Annotated in this window: 18 protein-coding genes; 9 read left to right on the forward strand and 9 right to left on the reverse strand. The window is 47.8% G+C overall.

All coding sequences use genetic code 11. From position 1 onward, the window contains the following. A partial coding sequence (locus K8S15_06600; GenBank protein ID MCD4775709.1) for a sigma-54 dependent transcriptional regulator occupies window positions 1-945 on the forward strand: 945 nt, incomplete at its 5' end. Window positions 946-1,041: 96 nt separating this feature from the next. Here the strand turns inward: K8S15_06600 and K8S15_06605 are convergent. The 8 genes from K8S15_06605 to K8S15_06640 form a co-directional block, all read right to left on the reverse strand. Next, window positions 1,042-1,656 (reverse strand): hypothetical protein, encoded by a 615-nt coding sequence (locus K8S15_06605; GenBank protein ID MCD4775710.1) that lies wholly within the window; start codon window positions 1,654-1,656, stop codon window positions 1,042-1,044. A gap of 309 nt (window positions 1,657-1,965) precedes the next feature. Continuing rightward, a complete protein-coding gene (locus K8S15_06610; protein MCD4775711.1) occupies window positions 1,966-2,871 on the reverse strand; it encodes an ROK family protein in 906 nt (301 codons plus the stop codon). Further along, window positions 2,864-4,543, reverse strand: coding sequence for an ABC transporter substrate-binding protein (locus tag K8S15_06615; protein ID MCD4775712.1), 1,680 nt, complete (start codon window positions 4,541-4,543; stop codon window positions 2,864-2,866). Before K8S15_06615 ends, K8S15_06610 begins: the two co-directional genes overlap by 8 nt. Window positions 4,544-4,660: 117 nt before the next feature. Next, on the reverse strand, window positions 4,661-5,902 hold the full coding sequence (locus K8S15_06620; GenBank protein ID MCD4775713.1) for a peptidyl-prolyl cis-trans isomerase: 1,242 nt from the start codon (window positions 5,900-5,902) through the stop codon (window positions 4,661-4,663). A 39-nt stretch (window positions 5,903-5,941) separates the two neighbouring features. Next, the gene (locus tag K8S15_06625) at window positions 5,942-6,154 is read right to left on the reverse strand and encodes a DNA-directed RNA polymerase subunit omega (protein ID MCD4775714.1); all 213 of its coding nucleotides are present in this window, start codon (window positions 6,152-6,154) and stop codon (window positions 5,942-5,944) included. A 112-nt stretch (window positions 6,155-6,266) separates the two neighbouring features. Further along, window positions 6,267-7,673: a hypothetical protein gene (locus K8S15_06630; GenBank protein MCD4775715.1), complete on the reverse strand. Its 1,407-nt coding sequence runs from the start codon at window positions 7,671-7,673 to the stop codon at window positions 6,267-6,269. A gap of 115 nt (window positions 7,674-7,788) precedes the next feature. Next, a complete protein-coding gene (locus K8S15_06635; GenBank protein MCD4775716.1) occupies window positions 7,789-8,463 on the reverse strand; it encodes a hypothetical protein in 675 nt (224 codons plus the stop codon). 30 nt (window positions 8,464-8,493) lie between these two features. Continuing rightward, entirely contained in the window at window positions 8,494-8,802 is a 309-nt protein-coding gene (locus K8S15_06640; GenBank protein MCD4775717.1) for a DUF3467 domain-containing protein, read from the reverse strand. A gap of 76 nt (window positions 8,803-8,878) precedes the next feature. Here K8S15_06640 and K8S15_06645 point away from each other — a divergent pair, with 76 nt between their 5' ends. The 8 genes from K8S15_06645 to K8S15_06680 all read left to right on the forward strand — a co-directional run bounded on the left by K8S15_06645 (window position 8,879) and on the right by K8S15_06680 (window position 15,717). Beyond that, window positions 8,879-9,904 (forward strand): bifunctional hydroxymethylpyrimidine kinase/phosphomethylpyrimidine kinase, encoded by a 1,026-nt coding sequence (locus K8S15_06645; GenBank protein MCD4775718.1) that lies wholly within the window; start codon window positions 8,879-8,881, stop codon window positions 9,902-9,904. Continuing rightward, window positions 9,879-10,346: a D-glycero-beta-D-manno-heptose 1-phosphate adenylyltransferase gene (gene rfaE2, locus K8S15_06650; GenBank protein MCD4775719.1), complete on the forward strand. Its 468-nt coding sequence runs from the start codon at window positions 9,879-9,881 to the stop codon at window positions 10,344-10,346. Before K8S15_06645 ends, rfaE2 begins: the two co-directional genes overlap by 26 nt. A 111-nt stretch (window positions 10,347-10,457) precedes the next feature. Next, window positions 10,458-12,512 carry a sodium-translocating pyrophosphatase gene (locus K8S15_06655; GenBank protein MCD4775720.1) on the forward strand — a complete coding sequence of 685 codons (2,055 nt, stop codon included), beginning with the start codon at window positions 10,458-10,460 and terminating at the stop codon, window positions 12,510-12,512. A 15-nt stretch (window positions 12,513-12,527) separates the two neighbouring features. Next, window positions 12,528-12,773: a NifU family protein gene (locus K8S15_06660; GenBank protein ID MCD4775721.1), complete on the forward strand. Its 246-nt coding sequence runs from the start codon at window positions 12,528-12,530 to the stop codon at window positions 12,771-12,773. Then, entirely contained in the window at window positions 12,715-13,977 is a 1,263-nt protein-coding gene (locus K8S15_06665; protein MCD4775722.1) for a hypothetical protein, read from the forward strand. Before K8S15_06660 ends, K8S15_06665 begins: the two co-directional genes overlap by 59 nt. Then, window positions 13,974-14,735, forward strand: coding sequence for a PASTA domain-containing protein (locus K8S15_06670; protein ID MCD4775723.1), 762 nt, complete (start codon window positions 13,974-13,976; stop codon window positions 14,733-14,735). The genes K8S15_06665 and K8S15_06670 overlap by 4 nt, the downstream gene beginning before the upstream one ends. An 8-nt stretch (window positions 14,736-14,743) precedes the next feature. Further along, window positions 14,744-15,385 carry a ribulose-phosphate 3-epimerase gene (gene rpe / locus K8S15_06675; GenBank protein MCD4775724.1) on the forward strand — a complete coding sequence of 214 codons (642 nt, stop codon included), beginning with the start codon at window positions 14,744-14,746 and terminating at the stop codon, window positions 15,383-15,385. Continuing rightward, a complete protein-coding gene (locus K8S15_06680) occupies window positions 15,382-15,717 on the forward strand; it encodes a hypothetical protein (protein ID MCD4775725.1) in 336 nt (111 codons plus the stop codon). Before rpe ends, K8S15_06680 begins: the two co-directional genes overlap by 4 nt. A gap of 194 nt (window positions 15,718-15,911) precedes the next feature. On the opposite strand, the gene K8S15_06685 is transcribed toward K8S15_06680, so the two are convergent. Further along, the gene (locus K8S15_06685) at window positions 15,912-17,138 is read right to left on the reverse strand and encodes a hypothetical protein (protein ID MCD4775726.1); all 1,227 of its coding nucleotides are present in this window, start codon (window positions 17,136-17,138) and stop codon (window positions 15,912-15,914) included. Window positions 17,139-17,412: the final 274 nt, after the last annotated feature.

Below are 17,412 nucleotides of genomic sequence, written 5' to 3' on the forward strand. Positions count from 1 at the left end.
GCCAACTTCGGTTTGAAAGATGCCATGGACAGAATTCGACAGGTGGCGGCACTCGATAGCCCGGTATTGCTCCTGGGTGAGACCGGAGTTGGCAAGGATGTGATCGCCAACGCAATCCATTATTCATCTACTCGCAGAGATGGTCCCTTTATCAATGTGAACTGCGGAGCTATTCCGGAAACTCTGATCGACAGTGAGCTTTTTGGACATGAAAAAGGCGCTTTCACCGGTGCCCTGTCGCAGAAACGGGGACGCTTTGAACGCGCAGATAAAGGGACGATCTTGCTCGACGAAATCGGGGAACTTCCACCCCTGGCACAGGTGCGGTTATTGAGAGTACTGCAAGACAAAGAAATTGAACGGGTTGGCGGCACCAAAATCATTCCGCTCAACATAAGAATCATTGCCGCCACCAATCGCAATCTGGAAGAGATGGTAAAAACAAATCAATTCCGCGAGGATTTATGGTTTCGGATCAATGTGTTTCCCATCTGGATACCACCACTCCGAGAAAGAAAAACCGATATTCCTGCTCTGCTGCAGCATTTTATCAGCTTGAAAGTAAAGGATTTAAAATTGCCCGCCATTCCCAAGCTTTCCCCCGGTGCTATCGCCCCTCTCATGGAGTATCACTGGCCGGGCAATGTGCGGGAGCTGCAAAATGTCGTGGAGCGCGCTTTGATACTCAACCCAAACGGTCCTCTAACCTTTAAACATCTAAATCTGCAGCAACAGCAGAAAAACTCGAATCTGCCAGAACTGACTATCGAGCCGGATAATCTTGATGAGATGATCTCCCGGCATATTCGGCGAGCACTATCCAGAGTAAATGGCAAGATTCATGGACCTGGCGGAGCTGCTGAACTGCTGGGAATAAATCCAAGCACGCTCAGGAATCGGATGGATAAATTAGGGATTGATTACGGGCGGGGAAGCAGAGGCTGATCAACCATATTGCAGACTGGTATGGTTCTCCTCAGCTGCCGCAGGAAGAAGCAATACACTGTTATAGAAGTGAAGTACGGAATTCAACGTGAAGCCTCAATCCCAGTCGACTGTGTCATCGGGTACCCATGTGCCATCGTTTGACAGTTCCAGTCTTCCCGGGCGTGTTACAATTTCCCAGTTTGCGTCGTAGGTGAACTTTTCGAAGATAATGGTGGAGTCATTCTTCCAATCGGTATTGACCGGACCCCAGGATACATTCAAATCCTGAAACTCCAGAGCGAGGCTGTCAGGATCTATTCTCCATACTTCTATCCCGTTGTCATTGAAACATGCTACTATGTCTGCATTGGCGCAGACCAGTCGATTGCCGTCAGGGCTTGGTATCGGTATTGAAATGACCGTGTTCACTCTGCCATTCTCACCGTTTATCAATTGCCATCCCCCTCCTTCATAATAAGATTTCAGTATCACCCAGTACTTCTGTACTGGCAGATAGGAAAACAGTCTATGGCAGATGAAATTCTCTGCGTATTGAGGGTTTAATCTGTCCCGGAAGATCAATGTATCTCCCTGTGTCGTGACAATGCACAGAGTCAGGGAATCCATCTGGAATGCCATACCACCATGTTGTGTGAATTTGGTCTTTCCTAACGTCAAGCTGAAGGCTGAAAGAGTTATCGAACATAGTAGTAAAATTTGAAATTTCATTCTTCTTCTCCTTCTGTAGAGTTATAACCAAAAGTAGTGGATGAAGGTAAACTGTCAGGATAATATAGAAATGGCGCCTTGAGATTGTCCGGAACTAATGATCCCGGTGCGCTTTAGTCGAAAACGGGTGGGGTGCTATGGCCGTAACTGGGTGGGGAAACATAGGGCGGAAACTGACACGGATGCTGCACGATCTTCATACGGGAGCAATCCAAAGATTCATAGTTATAGCTATTCTCATAAGATGATAGCAAGAATGATAGTGCACCGTTAATGTTAATACACATCAGGAATGTGATACACAGAGCATTATCCGCGCATACATTTTCTATCTCTTCCCATGATTGCGGCTCCCTCCGCACCCGCGTCGGAACTTGACGGCAGCACATTCACGTTCCATTCAGAGGCGCATCTTCTGTGGAACTCCGATTCAGCATGCTCAAGGAAGAACTTCGATGACCCCATGAGTCCTCCTGCGAGGTAAACGCCGGCCGGACTGAGGCACCGGTAAAGACTTGCCAGGCCTATGCCAAGCCATATTCCGAATTCCTCGTAAGCTTTCAGCGCTGCAACCTTGTTCATAGCAGCCAGATCGAATATCTCCTTCGGAGTACGATGTGTGCTTTCATTGGTGTGCTTATTGTAGTAATCGATCACGGCTGCCGATGACGCGTATCTTTCCCAGCATCCCCTTGATCCGCAGGGACACTTCTTTCCTGACGCTTCTACTGTCATATGGCCGAATTCACCGGCATAGCCTGTACCGTAAACGATAGTGCCGTCCTGTACAATAGTTCCTCCTATACCGGTTCCAACGGTAATCATGAGCCAGAGTCCTTCGGGAGGTATGCAGGATGATTCTATTGCCTGCAATGCAAAGACGTTGCAGTCGTTATCGATTACCACCGGACATTTCAGTATATCCGAAAGCTTCTCCCGCAGCGGGTAATTTCTCCATCCGGACAGGTTTGGAGAAGAGATGAGCAGTCCATCATTCCTGTTCACCAGGCCAGCTATGCCTGCGCCCGCGCAAAGCGGTGTTCCACCGGTTTCAGATACCACTTTTCCTATCTTCCTGATAAGTGAATCAGGCCCCGAGGAAGGGTCAGTGTTCAGCGACTTTACCTTTTCGAAGCCGCCTGGTTTCAGATATCCGATGATGGTCGTGGTTCCGCCGATATCAATTCCCCATCGCTTTCCATTGCGATTACTCAATGCTGACGATCTCCCCATCGATAACTTTAACCAGCGGGAATGCGGAGCGTGGAATTGATACGCTGCCCAGGGTGCACATCCCTGTAGCACCGAAGTATATGTTCAGGTTGTCGAGATGGTTTTCGAGGGATGATCTGGAAGGAATGGATCCCTCCCAGGCGTTAAGTATTATTTTTGCCGTATCGTATCCCTGGGCCGCAAGCATTGTTGGCAGTGAATCGTATTTCCGTTCGTAGAAATATGAGAACCGTGCTGTTGCGGGATTCATTGAACCGGAGCCGAAGGAAACCGGGAATACAGCATCTTCAACGTATTCACCGCCCTGTTCCAGGAGTATGTCATCGTCCCATCCGGACGATCCGAACAGCTGTGACTCAACACGGTAGAATCTCAACTGAGGAGCAAGCTGGATAGCATCCCATGCTTCCACAGGTAGAAATATTCCGTCAGGATGAAGGTACTTTATAGCGTTTATTTGATCTTTGAAGTCAGTTGCTCCCGATTCGTATCCCTCCATGCCCACTATCTCCCCGCCCAGTTCAAGTACTACTGAACTGAACTGCTCGGCGTTGGCGACCGATTCTGATGTGAATTCATGGATTATCGCGAACCTGGAGCAGCCGGCGTTTCGTACCGCGTATTCAGCTACAGCAGCAGCGTCATCACCCTGAGATACAACCAGCCTGTGAACATAATCACCGTAATCATCGAGCCCGGAAGAAGTTGCAGCAGGTGTTATCATGGGAAGTGACCATCTTTGTGCCAGAGGAGCTGCAAGTTCAGCTTTTCTGCTGGTTAGCGGTCCGATAACTGCCAGGCATAGGGGGTTAGAACCCAGTGAGTTCATGATTTCTTCGATACCAACACTTTCATCGGAGCAGTCAAAGGAGGCTATTTCAGTTACCGAGCTGAAAAGACCGGAAGCTCTTTCAAAGGCAAGGTTAACACCGGATTCCACTCTTTCAGCGTATATGGATCCTTCACCCGTCAGGGGAAGGACAAGAGCAACGAAACCTCCTTCACCGGTAGCTACTTCAGGTCTTCCGTACCTGTCGTGAGCATCGGGGAAGAGCCTGTCAACCTGCATTCCCGTAAGAACAGCCTTTTCGTTGTTTCCCTCCAGCGCATATCTCTTTTCGAGTTCCAGAAGGCAAAACACCTCAACCCATCCTGTTGCCGGTTCAGCGGTAAGGTAATCCATATCCACTTTTTCAAGAGTTGAGCGTATCATTTCAATTGCGAGTTCTGATTCGTCCCGGTCGAGATTATCCTGCTGCATGTCTGAGAGTGTTTCTATACCGTTTCTGAAGGATCCCCTCTCTATCTCCACCTGAGAGATAAGCAGCATCGAGCTGGCTTTGCCATGTGAATCGGTGGCTGAACGCAGAGCCTGTGATGCAGCGTTCGCAGCTTCCTCAAGGCGGCCGAGAACTAAGAGTGATTTTCCCTTTCCAAGTTGCCATGATGAGTAGAGAGGGTTTTCAGGAAAGTCCTCTATTGCTCTGGAGTAATATCTCAGAGCTTCCGGAGCATTCCCTGAATTGTAAGCGTTTTTCGCCAGGGCGGTAAGACCTTCGGGAGAATTCTCATCCTTAACAGGTCCGCATCCCTGCATGGAGCCCAGAAGCAGGATCAGTATTATCGCAAGCGAAGAATAAACCCGGTTCTTCAATAAACACCTCCCATATTCAGTGAATATATGAAGTTAATATGAGTCACGCAGAGAGTCCGGAAAAGGGCAAAGAAAAACCCGGGGAATAATCCCCGGGTTCTATCAAAATGAAAGTTACTATTCTCCAAGAGGCAAGCTGGCTTCGTCCATCTCAGGTATCGTCTCAATGAACAGGCTCTCTGGAGGGGTGCCCATGTTTTCGATCATCCACTGGGCATCATCAACAAAGTCCGATTCGGGATAGTTATCTATCAGCATCTGGAAAGCTTCGGCCGCTGTGTCGAAATTTCCTATGTATTCTGAAAGTGTGAATCCTATGAGAAACTGTGCCTGGTGGGCATTATCATGTTCAGGGAAACGGTCGATGAACAATTTGTAGTATTCAACTGCTGTTTGCGGGTTCGATTCCATAAGATTCTGCGCTGACTGAAAGAGTGAATCAGCCGAAATGCTTTCATCGGGCAGGAAACTATCCTCGTTTATGGTTACGGCGTAGTTCTCCTTGAGTTCTGGAATAAGAGTATCCTGAAAGTACGAATTAACCAATGCGGGTTTCAGTGTATTCTCGATTGATTCCCTTACCTCTTCAAGGGGGCGAGTGCCTTCATCTCTTTTATCCGCAACCTTGAAATAATGGTAGCCCATCACTGTGGAGAAAGGACCGGTGATATCACCGGTTTCAGTTTCGAACAGAGTTGTTGAAATCTCGGCCTGCTCTCCGAGGTATGGCATTGGAGCATTGATGGTAATCCAGCCAATATCACCACCTGACGCAATTGTGGGGTCATGTTCGCTGAAATCAGCTACCAACGATTCAAAAGATTCCCCGGCCTCAAGAGCTTCAGCTATGGCAACGGTGTCCTCAGGCGATGTGATCAATACATGAGAGATCTTAACCTGTGCTTCCTGATAGTAGATATCGCTTGAATGATCGTTGTAGTAAGCTTGAATGTCTTCCTCAGGTATTACAACTGCGTCCACTACTTCCTGCTGGTAATAGGTCTGTATGAGAGCTCTTTCTCTGGCTTCGTCAACCTGCTGCATGGCAAGTTCTACCTGTGCGACTACAAAGGAGTCTTCTTCCATGCCAAGACTCTTTGCCTCAAGCAGCAGCAGTTCCCTCTCGATGATATGATTCAGAAGAAGCCTTTTCCCCTCAGGGGATTCAAACGAAGCTCTCTGGTAAGGGGGTATAATGTCAAGTTCTTTATTAATCATGTTTTCTGTGATCTGGATTTCACCAACAGTGGCCAGAACTCCGGATGTATCGGCAACACCAGCGCGGTTTACAGTTTCCTGTGTGCCGCATGCGCCTATGGCAAGAATCATGATTGATACAAGGAATATTACAATCCTCATGAATACGATTTCCTTTCAGTGGAATTTATACAGTAACTACTATTCGTCCTCAGTCCGAGAGAACAGAATTTTCTTTTCAGCGATTTCTTCCATTGCTGTTTGAATTGGTTTTCTTTTGGGGTTTTCAATATCGACCAGAGCTGGAGCGCCAGATCTGACTTTTCTTACGCGTTTTGATATAGCAAGGGCTAGCAGATACTGGTTATCCGTCTGTTCCCCCATAATATCTATTTCTTTATATGTATTTGGCATCCATACCTCCAGTATATCGAAACAAATGATAACACAAATATATTTTTTCCGGTTCCATACCTAATACCCTCTAAAATGGATAGAGTTCCAGGAATGAATCTCGGTCTGATGTTTATTCTGTTGTACTGCTCTCACCGAACTTTGATTTAACAAAATCCCATGTTCGTTCTTCCAGAAGATCAACTTCCCGCTCATCGATTTGAATCGTTCCGAATTCCGAACGATCCCAGAACATGATTACTGAAACGTGATCGTTCATACCCGGGGTAGCACCTTCAGCACGACTGGGGAAGTTCAAGGGATGAGAGAAGTAGACTTCAACTCTTGATGTGTCAGGGTCAGACGTTGTATAGCCTACGAATTTCATGGTCTGAAACTGTATGGAATCTCCCCTGGCTCTGGCGGTATTGCCATCAGGATTTTCATAGAATGTGTAAGAAGTATCGGGAATTACTTCGAAGATATATTCACCGCCAAGTGGGTCGATCAGATCGTCTATCCTGACTTCGAGGTTTTCCGGCTGCTTGGGCGTTATTACCGATGGGTATCTCTGTGCGAGATAAGCAGCTTCTTCTTCGGCCAGACGGATAAGGTTTGCCCTTGAAGCATAAAGCCTTCTCATCTCAGCGTACTCAGGGAAAGCGTACACGAACTGGGTTTCGGCCCAGTCCGGTTCCATGAAGACCGAATCCGGGTAATCCTTTTCCACAAACCCTCCGACTATACCGCCATGCCTTTCGTGATTTGGACAGGATATGGAGAACTGAGTTCCAAGGGCAAGTTTTGGGTCGTATGTATAGACCGAGTCGTAGTATCCTGCTTGCCAGATAGAAGGACACACCGCAGCGACGATGGAGGAAACGGAATCCTTTCTGGCAGGTACAATGATGTTATTAAAATTCTGAAGAACCGAAGTCACGGAGTCTATGGAAACTGCAAGATTCAATTCGGTATCTATCAATGACTGGGCGTTGAAACCGAGGGAATCGTCGAAGAACTCTCCCGCAGTCAATACCTCTTCTTCATCATCATCTGATTCGGTGGCGGGATGCTCCGCGATATATTCTTCCCTCAGTACCACGAGGGAATCAAGCGATAGCTCCCAAATGCTTTCTTGATTGCTTATTGTCTGCTCGATGTTTGAATGTTCATTAAGCATTTCCTCGAGATCAACTTCGATTCCATGGATAGCGTCAGCATTCCAAAGGTTCTTCCATGCATTCGGGATAAGAACCTGCCTGGTATTACCGTTTCTAAATGAAACTGTAATGCTGTCCTCGCTTAACGATGTTTCAAAGTATCCTTTTTCCTTTGCATATGTGAGAAGGCTGTCGAGGTCGGGGGCCGGTATTCCATCCGTTTCAAACATGTGCTGAATATTCGCCTCAGCAAGTGTATTGATCTGTGAACGACAGAATTCTCTGGGGACCCTGTAGGTCTCGACTCTCTGATGAATCCTGAAGATCAGAAAAGCAGCCAGCAATACTATCAGAATTCTCACAAGAATCTTTGATCTCATAGATTATCCCTCCACAATAAATGCAATTTCCTTCTTTTTTCCTGGTTTGTCTTCTCCATAAAACACCGCTCTGAATCTACCCATCTTGTTTCGCGAGTGTCAATACATGACCTTATTAATAAAACTCAGTAATTATCGGCACAGGTGGAACAAGTTCAGCATAGACAGAATTGGGAATTATATAAACAACACCCTCTGGTTTAACAATGGCTACATGTTCATCTTCCGTACCCGGAATAATAGGTATGGTATAGCAGGTGTCTAACTGACTTACGACGGATTCAGCACCCGTTACCTCGACCTTTAAATCCGATGTTACCTGCCAGTAATATCTTTCTGGTATGCCCTCAGACGAAACTATTCCCACCGGAAGATTCCTGATGGTATTTCTGTCAATGGTGAGTTCGATGCTTCCGGGACTGAATGCTGTAGCCTCCAGGCTGGAGTAACCGTCTTCCCTGAATACCACATTGCTTCCCGTGAGTTCTCTGGTTATGCGAATGGGAAAGTCCTGATTCTGATCGTTCAACGCTATATTCACCTGAACGGCTTCAGGGTGTCTTATCAGCTGGTCGCGGAGTACACCACTTCCTTTTCCCGTAAATGTTACTTCAATCGAATCGAGGCTGATTTCATTCAATACAATGAAATCCTGGGATATGGAAGGAGGTGACAGGGGCAGACTGTAATTGATCTCGAAATGGTTTCCGGCCATTGAGGATATCCACAGCGCTATGGATACGATAGCAGCCAGTATCCATTGCCATAGACTGGTCTGATTCCTTATCATGATATTCCTGCCATGAGACTGTTTTCCCGTTTATTCAGGCTTGATTTCCTTTCCAGCTGCCGGATTCTGAAAACCGAAGGCATTCTGGCCATCGATATCAAGTTTTCCGAATTTTCCTTCGTACGATTCTATCTGCGATTCCAGTGTTTTTACAAGAGCCTTCATCCTGTGCGGTGATACGATTATTCTTGATTTGAGTTTTGCGCTCTGTACCCCTGGGACGATTCTGGCGAAATCGAGTACGAATTCGGCTCTGGAAGCTGCAACGAAGAAGACATTACTGTATACTCCATCAGTGTCAGCAGCGTCGGCGTTGATTTGAGGTGGTTGTTTCATCATCTTTGGTTTCACGGCTGCTCCTTTATCGATTGCCGGTTCATTAGATTATATACCAAATTTCCGGACGGAGGAATTCTTGATCCCGAAACACAATATTGAAAACATACTCGATAGACTGCGAGGGAAAAGGGTACTGGTAACGGGTGACCTTATCCTTGACCACTATCTTGAAGGCACAGTTGACAGGATCTCACCCGAAGCTCCTGTTCCCATAGTGTCTCTGGAAAGAACCGGAGAAAAATGGGTCCCTGGAGGAGCTGCCAATGTCGCGAGGAATATCTACTCTCTTGGCGGCATCCCTCTCATGGCCGGAACGGCCGGGGATGACAGCGAAGGCAGACTGCTTGTTGAGCTTCTTGAAAAGGAAGGAATAGACACCGATGCCGTTATCCTCGATTCGAGCAGGCCTACAACATCGAAGACAAGAATCATGTCCGGAGGACATCAGCTCATCAGACTTGACAGAGAGGTTACGGAACCTGTCTCAGAAGGAATACAGAACTCAATATTCTCTCGGATTGAAGGCATCATCAGTAAGCTGGATGCCGTAGTGCTTGAGGATTACAACAAAGGCGTACTTACTCCCGGTCTGATTTCCGGAATCCTGGCAGTTTCACGCGGGGAGAACGTTCCGGTAACAGTGGATCCGAAATTCATGAACTTCTTCGAGTTTCGCGGATGTACTCTTTTCAAGCCCAACAGACTGGAAACATCCCGTGCCCTTGGAATGGAAATAAAAACTGTCGATGACGCGATTGAAGCCGGTGATCGGCTTCTTGAAAGGCTTTCGGCGGGTTCGGTTCTAATAACTCTGGGCGGAGACGGGAGCGTGCTTTGCAGAAAAGACATCGAACCGTTCTACAGACCTGTTGCGGCAAGAGATGTTTTTGATGTCTCAGGCGCCGGAGATACGGTTATCGCCGTTATGGCGCTTTCTCTTGCTGCAGGTCTGTCCCTTGATGACGGTGTCAGAATATCCAGTTTTGCGGCAGCCGCTACCTGTTCCGAACCTGGAGTTTATGCCGTGAAACCCTCAGACATCATTAAGGAGGTGCAACGTTATTCCAGAAGGAAGGATACTGACCAGAACCGAGGCGGCTGAATGGAGTGAGAAACTTCACTCCTCCGGGCGCAGTGTTGTTTTCACAAACGGGTGCTTTGATATACTTCACCCGGGTCATGTTCATATACTTAGAATAGCACATTCATTAGGAGACTATCTGTTCGTCGGTATAAACACCGACGATTCCGTAACCAGGCTTAAGGGTAATGACAGACCTGTTAACCGTTTGAATTCGCGGATGGCTTTGCTGGCTGAGATGAGGTCTGTGGATTTCGTAGTACCATTCGATGAAGATACTCCCCTGAAACTGATTGAAGAGATAAAGCCGAATATTCTGGTAAAGGGCGGGGATTACGAAGTGAAATCCGTTGTTGGAGCTGATCACGTTATCTCGGGCGGAGGAAGGGTTGAGATAGTTCCCCTTCTGAAGGGATTTTCAACATCCGGAATTATCAGCGCTCTTTATAGTATTGAGGAATAGAGTGGCTTGACCTCAGCCCTCTGCTGGAGTAGAAAAGGCACACTTAGAAAACATAATAAAATAGTAACATATCATTGATTGATTGAAGGAGTGTAAATGACTGCTTCCCAGATGGCTTTCCGGTATTCAGGACTATTTGTAGTGGTATTGACCGGTTTTGTGGCTGTCCTCAGGTATTCCAGTCTGAAGAAGGAATCCAGCGGTAACGACAGGATGGTGCATCTGGCCGAACTTATCCATTCCGGTGCAATGACCTATCTGAAAACGCAATACAGGATTTTGATGTACTTCGTTGCTTTTATCACTATTGCTTTGTTTTTCGGGGTCGATCACGGTACCGCACTGGCATTCGTATGCGGCGCGGGGTTCAGTATGATTGCGGGTTACATCGGTATGAATGCCGCGACAATCGGTAATGTCAGAACAACTGATGCAGCCAGGAGGAGTCTTTCGGAAGCACTGTCAGTGGCTTTCAAGAGCGGCAGTGTCATGGGGCTTGCGGTTTCAATGCTGGGGTTGCTGGGAGTATCCGCCTTCTACCTTATGTATCACAACATTATCCCATTAAAGGGATTTCTTGAATCGATAATGGGAACCGTATCTCTTGAGAATATCGCTGGGTTCGGCATGGGTGCCAGTTCGATTGCCCTCTTTGCCCGGGTAGGCGGAGGCATATTTACAAAGAGCGCGGATATCGGTGCTGATCTTGTAGGGAAAATCGAAGCCGGGATCCCGGAGGACGATCCCCGTAACCCGGCGGTTATCGCGGATAACGTGGGTGACAACGTCGGGGATGTTGCCGGTATGGGTGCAGACCTCTTCGAATCTTATGTGGGAAGTATTATCGCGGCGATTGTTCTGGCTTTCAGCTTCAGTCTGTCAGGCGTACCCGATGTATTGCTCACTTCGGGTTCAGGAACCACAGCACAGACTCTCATTGCCCTGCCCATTATTCTGGCTGCTCTTGGTACACTTGCAAGTATCGCGGGAGTTCTCTCGGTCAAGATACTAAGCCACAAGGGTAGTCCGGCTACGGTTCTAAGGAATGCAACATTCATAAGTACCGGGTTGTCGATAGCCCTTGCTTTAGGCGCAATCCTCATTTTCAATGTCAGCATTGGTGTATTCTGGGCAATCATCAGCGGTGTTATAGCGGGAACAGCAATTGGTCTCGTTACGGAATACTACACAAGCGGAGGACCTGTGAAGAAGATCGCAAAGAGCACTAAGACGGGTCCTGCGACGTGCATTATCGAGGGAATCGCGGTTGGAATGGAATCCACCATATTCCCCATTCTGTTCATAGCCGCGGCGATTATGGTGAGTTTCCATTTTGCCGGTCTGTACGGGATAGCGCTGGCTGCTCTTGGTATGCTGATGAATGTCGGAATGACAATGTCAGTTGACGCCTACGGCCCTGTAGCTGACAATGCAGGCGGCATAGCCGAAATGGCTGAACTCCCCGGGGAAGTAAGGAAAAAAACCGACAAGCTTGATTCTCTCGGTAATACGACAGCCGCTATGGGTAAGGGTTTTGCCATAGGTTCGGCTGCCCTGACCGCCCTTGCGCTTTTCAGCGCTTATGCGGCCTCAACCGGGCTTCATGCGATCGATCTTCTTAAATCGAACGTTGTGGCCGGTCTTCTTTTTGGAGCCTTGCTGCCGTACATATTCGCTTCGCTGACATTAAGGGCTGTTGGCCGGACAGCCATGGACATGGTTGAAGAAGTGCGCAGGCAGTTCCGTGATATAAAAGGATTAATGGAAAAAGAAGCCGAACCTGATACCGCTAAATGCGTAGAAATAGCCACCGAGGGCGCGCTTAAGGAAATGATACTCCCGGGTATTCTTGCCATTATTATTCCGGTTGTCATCTACTTCGCATTTGGTGAAGCCGGTGCTGAAACCCTTGGCGGCGTTCTTGCCGGTGCCATAGCATCGGGCGTTCTTCTTGCCATTTTCATGTCCAATTCGGGCGGTGCATGGGACAATGCCAAGAAATACATCGAGGAAGGCAACCTTGGGGGGAAGGGCTCCCAAGAGCATGCAGCAGCCGTTATAGGAGATACAGTGGGTGACCCCTTCAAGGATACAAGCGGACCTTCACTCAACATTCTTATTAAACTGATGACAATGGTTTCCCTTGTAATATCGCAGATTAAATGATATAAAGGAGATGTAATGAATGATAAAGCTCTGGAATTCAACGATGAGAACGTAACAGCTGAAATTGAGAAGATAAGACCTGTTCTTCAGAAGGATGGTGGAGATATCCAGTTCATCGGTATAGAAGATAAGGTTGTAAAAGTGAAGCTGCAGGGCGCATGCTCCGGCTGTGCCATGGCAACAGTTACTCTTCAGTGGACTGTTGAGAGAAATCTCAAATCGGTATTCCCCGAGATCGAGAGAGTGGAAAACGTCCAGTAACGGATCCAGTGGTGTAGCCGCTCGAAGAGCGGTAATCAAATCCCTCGCGGGTATGGATGAGAATTTCAACCTCAGCGGAAGGGACAGGGCATTCGCTCTCAGGCTCCTGAGGGAGACGACTGTTTGGCGGGCCAGGCTCGATAGAGCACTGGCACGTTTCTGCTCCAAACCCCTTCGCGATCTGGACGGTGTGGTTCTTGCCGCGCTCAGGTCGGGAGCCGCACAGCTGATTATTCTCCGTACGCCTTCGCACGCAGCCGTTTCAGCTACCGTCAGCGCTCTTTCCGGTCACAGGGCTTCAGGTCTCGTAAACGCTGTCCTGCGGAAACTGGCAAGCGAGGGAGAACCTGACACAATCGAAGCTCCTCTCAATGAGATATGGTCACATCCCTCATCCCTGACTGACAGGTGGGTTTCGAGGTTCGGAAGAGAAAAAACCGAGAAACTCATGGAATGGAACAACAGCGTGCCGGATATTGGAGGTTGCATCCCCGGCCTGAGTGACAATCTCGAAAAGGGCCTGTACGTGAATAACTACAGGATTCTTGAGAGAACCGGAATGAATCCTCTTCGCTCTACAACAGATATGGTTTACATTCAGGATGAAGCTGCCGCTGTTATCGCTGAAGTTGCAGCGGAACTTGCAGAAGGAGGTTCAGTACTGGAGATCGGCGCAGCACCCGGTGGTAAAACACATCACCTTCAGGCAACTGCTCATTATGTGATATCTCTGGATTCATCTTTTTCAAGGATGCATAGATGGCTTGAGAACAGGGCAAGACTTGGGTGGCAAAACAGCATTCCGGTTGTTGCCGATGGTAGGATGATGCCATTTAAGAACGGCTTTGATCTGGTTTTCATTGATGCCCCGTGTACGAATACCGGAGTTTACAGGAGGCGTTGCGATGCCCGGTGGAAATGGTCTGATGAATACCTCGAGAATTCTGTTGCGTTACAGAGGGAACTCCTCCGGTCTGCGGGTGAGCTTGTTATGCCGGGTGGTATTCTGATATACTCAACGTGTAGTCTGGAGGAAGAAGAAAACCGTCTGCAGGTTGAATCGTTCGAAGAGAATACGGAGTTTTTCCATCGCGAGAACCTCTCCGGACCGGATGAGCTTGTCAGGGATGGTATGATCTGCATATTTCCCCCTGACCATGGAATAGACGGTCTTTTTGCAGCAGCCTGGAGGAGGGATCAGTGAAACCGATTGAAAGATATGTGATTCTGGCCGTATCAGCAGCGATACTTGCCTATATTGCTGGTTCGGTACTGGCACCCTCGATTTTCAGGACACCCCGGTTCATCTCATCAATTGGTGCTGCCTCGGCGCCCGTATCAGTTCCGGACGTTACGGGCCTTTCGAGACAGGACGCCCAGCGGGAAATAGAATCAGCGAATCTGGTTCTTGCCGGCCAGTGGTCCGAATACGGCCCTATGGGAAGCATGGGCAGTGTCATAAGGCAGGATCCACCTCCCGGTTCGATGACTCCAAGAGGAGCCCCGGTAAGCATTTTCTGGAATATAGGCCCACTCTACAGAAACTATTATCCCGATTCCCTCCTTGGTCTTTCCGCAGTTGAAGCCGAGGAGGAAATCGCCGACTGGCAGCTGTATTCCATTGGGAGAAGCTGGGTGCCTCATCCCCTCATTCCCGAGGGAATGGTTATCGGCGTCTGCCCCAGACAGTACGACAGCCTGTCAGTTACAGTACCTGTAAGGCTACTCGTATCAACAGGATGGGATGGGATTCCGCGTTTCGTGGGATTGTCACTTAGCGATGCCCTTGAAATCGCTGAGAGCAATAACCTCATCCCTGTGATCGAGGAGAGGGTGACTGGCGATATTCTTCAGGACGGGATGATTATTGAGCAGCTGTTACTCGCCGGTTCACGGTATGCTCCCGGCGATTCCATAAACCTGATAGTCGGGAAAACGGATGACGACTGGGGAAACTGGTAATGAGGAAAGTGATTATAGCTCCCTCGGTTCTGGGGTGTAACCAGGGATACCTGGCGGAGGAAGCTCTGGGGCTTCAGAAAGCTGGAGCTGATATGATCCACCTTGATGTGATGGATGGAGTATTCGTTCCGGTACTTACGGTAGGAGCCGCTGTTGCGGAATCAATTGTGAGGTGTGTTGATATTCCGGTTGACGCTCACCTGATGGTTCAGGAACCTTCCACATTGATAGAGGATTTCGCGGATGCAGGATGCAGTTACATTACAGTGCATGCGGAAGTTACTGCGCATCTTGACAGGCTTCTCGGACAGATCAGAGCATCGGGAGCCAGGGCTGGTGTGGCGGTCAATCCTTCAACTCCTGTTGAATTTCTCAGATGGGTTGCGCCTGCTGTTGATCTTGTTCTTATCATGACCGTTAATCCGGGTTACGGGGGACAGGAACATATGGAGTACCTTCATGAGAAGATATCTGAATCCAGACGTATCCTTGACAACAACGGCGGTAGTGAATCTCTGATATCTGTAGACGGCGGAGTAACTGATTCCAATGCGAAACAGCTCATATCAGCTGGAGCTGATATACTGGTTTCAGGTTCTTTCGTTACAGGATCCGATGATCCGGCCGCTGCCATAGAAAGACTCAGATGAAATATTTTATAGTACTTGCGCTGACTCTTGCAATCCTTTCAGGATGCATCCGGGACAGTAACAGAATAATGGACCAGGATGAAATGGACAGGATAGGGAACGAACTGGCTATTCAGGCTTGCCTTACTAGAATTGATTCCGTCGGTTTTGAAATCGAAGGCATGCTTTATCATGAAAGCATAGCGGAAGGCAACAGACCTCTTGAGGAACTGCTTCCGGATTCCATGCCTGTATGTCCCGTTTCGGGTCTTGAGTACATCATCGGTGAAACATCGTCAGAGATTACCATCACCTGCCCATCAGGTCACGGATCACTGACACTGGAGAAATAGGCGCCCGTTACAAGGGATGAAGGGGTCAAATCTTTACTCTTGACATTAGCTTTGTGCCTTATGAAAATTTGTAAAACCTTAACATTCAAAAATTATTTCAATTTGATGCAATTTGATGAATGAAGCTAATGTCAAGAGTAAAGATTTGACCCCATTTATTTTGTTCACGTAATAAAATGTGCGATTCGACGGTTCTATCTGATTACTATCTTATCCTGTTCCCATACAAGAATCGGCAGATCACTTCCAGCGTTTAGCTCTCTTATGATAAGAAATGTGCATTGACTGTCGATGTCAATCAGACCCATGTACAGAGGAACATTCTTCATTTCATTCTCAATCGGAGTATTACTGTTTGACAGAACGAGACAGACTGCTCCGCTTTCTGAGGGAAGAGAGTCAGATATATTTTCCAGAGCGGTATAGACTATTTCACAATTGGTATATTTATTATTGAAATCGCAGCATTCACGTTTTGTTACATATCCCGCAGCAAGCACGGCAAGCAGAGCAATCCCGGCTAGCAGTTGTTTTCCTCTTCGGCTTGGTATTTCAATCCTTCCTGCGAAGTACACCAGAAACAACACTGTGAAAGCGGATGCAGTGTAGACGTAATGTTCAGCCACATCACCAACTATCGACTGGAAGCTGTAGGCGCCCGTTACAAGTACCGCCACTCCTACTTTGCGCCATTGCTGGAGTTCCCCCCGGGCATAATTCGCTATTACATATACAATAGACAGATACACCAGAAGTCTGGATATTGGTAGTCCTACAAAGAACGTGCCGGTAACCTGCAAAAACAGAATGGCCACATGCGCTGGAACTGCCACCAATTCAGTATAAGCGCCGTAGCCACCAAGATTACCGAATACCATATATCTTGCTGCAAGGTAAACCACTGCAACTATTACAAGGGAGGTAATGAAAATCAGAGTGTTTTTCTTGAATTTTTCCCTTCCCGGCCATAGGAAGTACATGATTGGCAGGGCTATGAAATTTCCCATCCCCAGTTCCTTGCTGCTAACCGCAAACAGAACAAAAAGAGCCGGCATTATGGCCTTCCATGTTGTCTTCGGAGTCCTCGATAGTATGACGGTTGAATTCAGAGCTAAAACAGAAAAGAGACATGCAAGTATATCATGTCGTGCCACTATCATGCCCGTGGCAACCACAGTTCCGGGATACACGGAGAAGAGCGCAGCTGCGAATACTGCAAACCACTTTTTGCCGGACAATAACATTACCAGCCTGGCTATGGAAAAAGCACACAGCAGATGCATTGCCAGATTAACCAGCCTGTACGCCAGTGGATTAAGGCCGAACAGGGGATACTCCAGCATGAATGTAGCGCTGGTCAATGGTCTGAAGAAACCGATCATCTCCCCCTGATCGTTAATCCAGCTCCAACTTTCAATCATGTATTGCCCCGTTGGCATTCCTGTGCTTAAAGGATTCAAGAATGAGATAAATTCCTGCGGATCAAAAAATGTATGTAACATCGGCGAAAAAACCAGAAACACATAACCCAAAAATGCCAGAATCAAAATCAGTTTCAACAGCGAATTTATCTTCCCGGACACAGTTACATCCATCTTCCGCTCTTTCAAAGTAATAGAAAAGCTAATTTTTAGACTATGCCGTGATATACTTCAGCATAGTGCTTCTATCCCGGTATTCCTTATTTCCAAAGCT

Origin of the sequence: Candidatus Aegiribacteria sp. (assembly GCA_021108005.1) — a bacterium.
Classification (GTDB): domain Bacteria; phylum Fermentibacterota; class Fermentibacteria; order Fermentibacterales; family JCC-6; genus Aegiribacteria.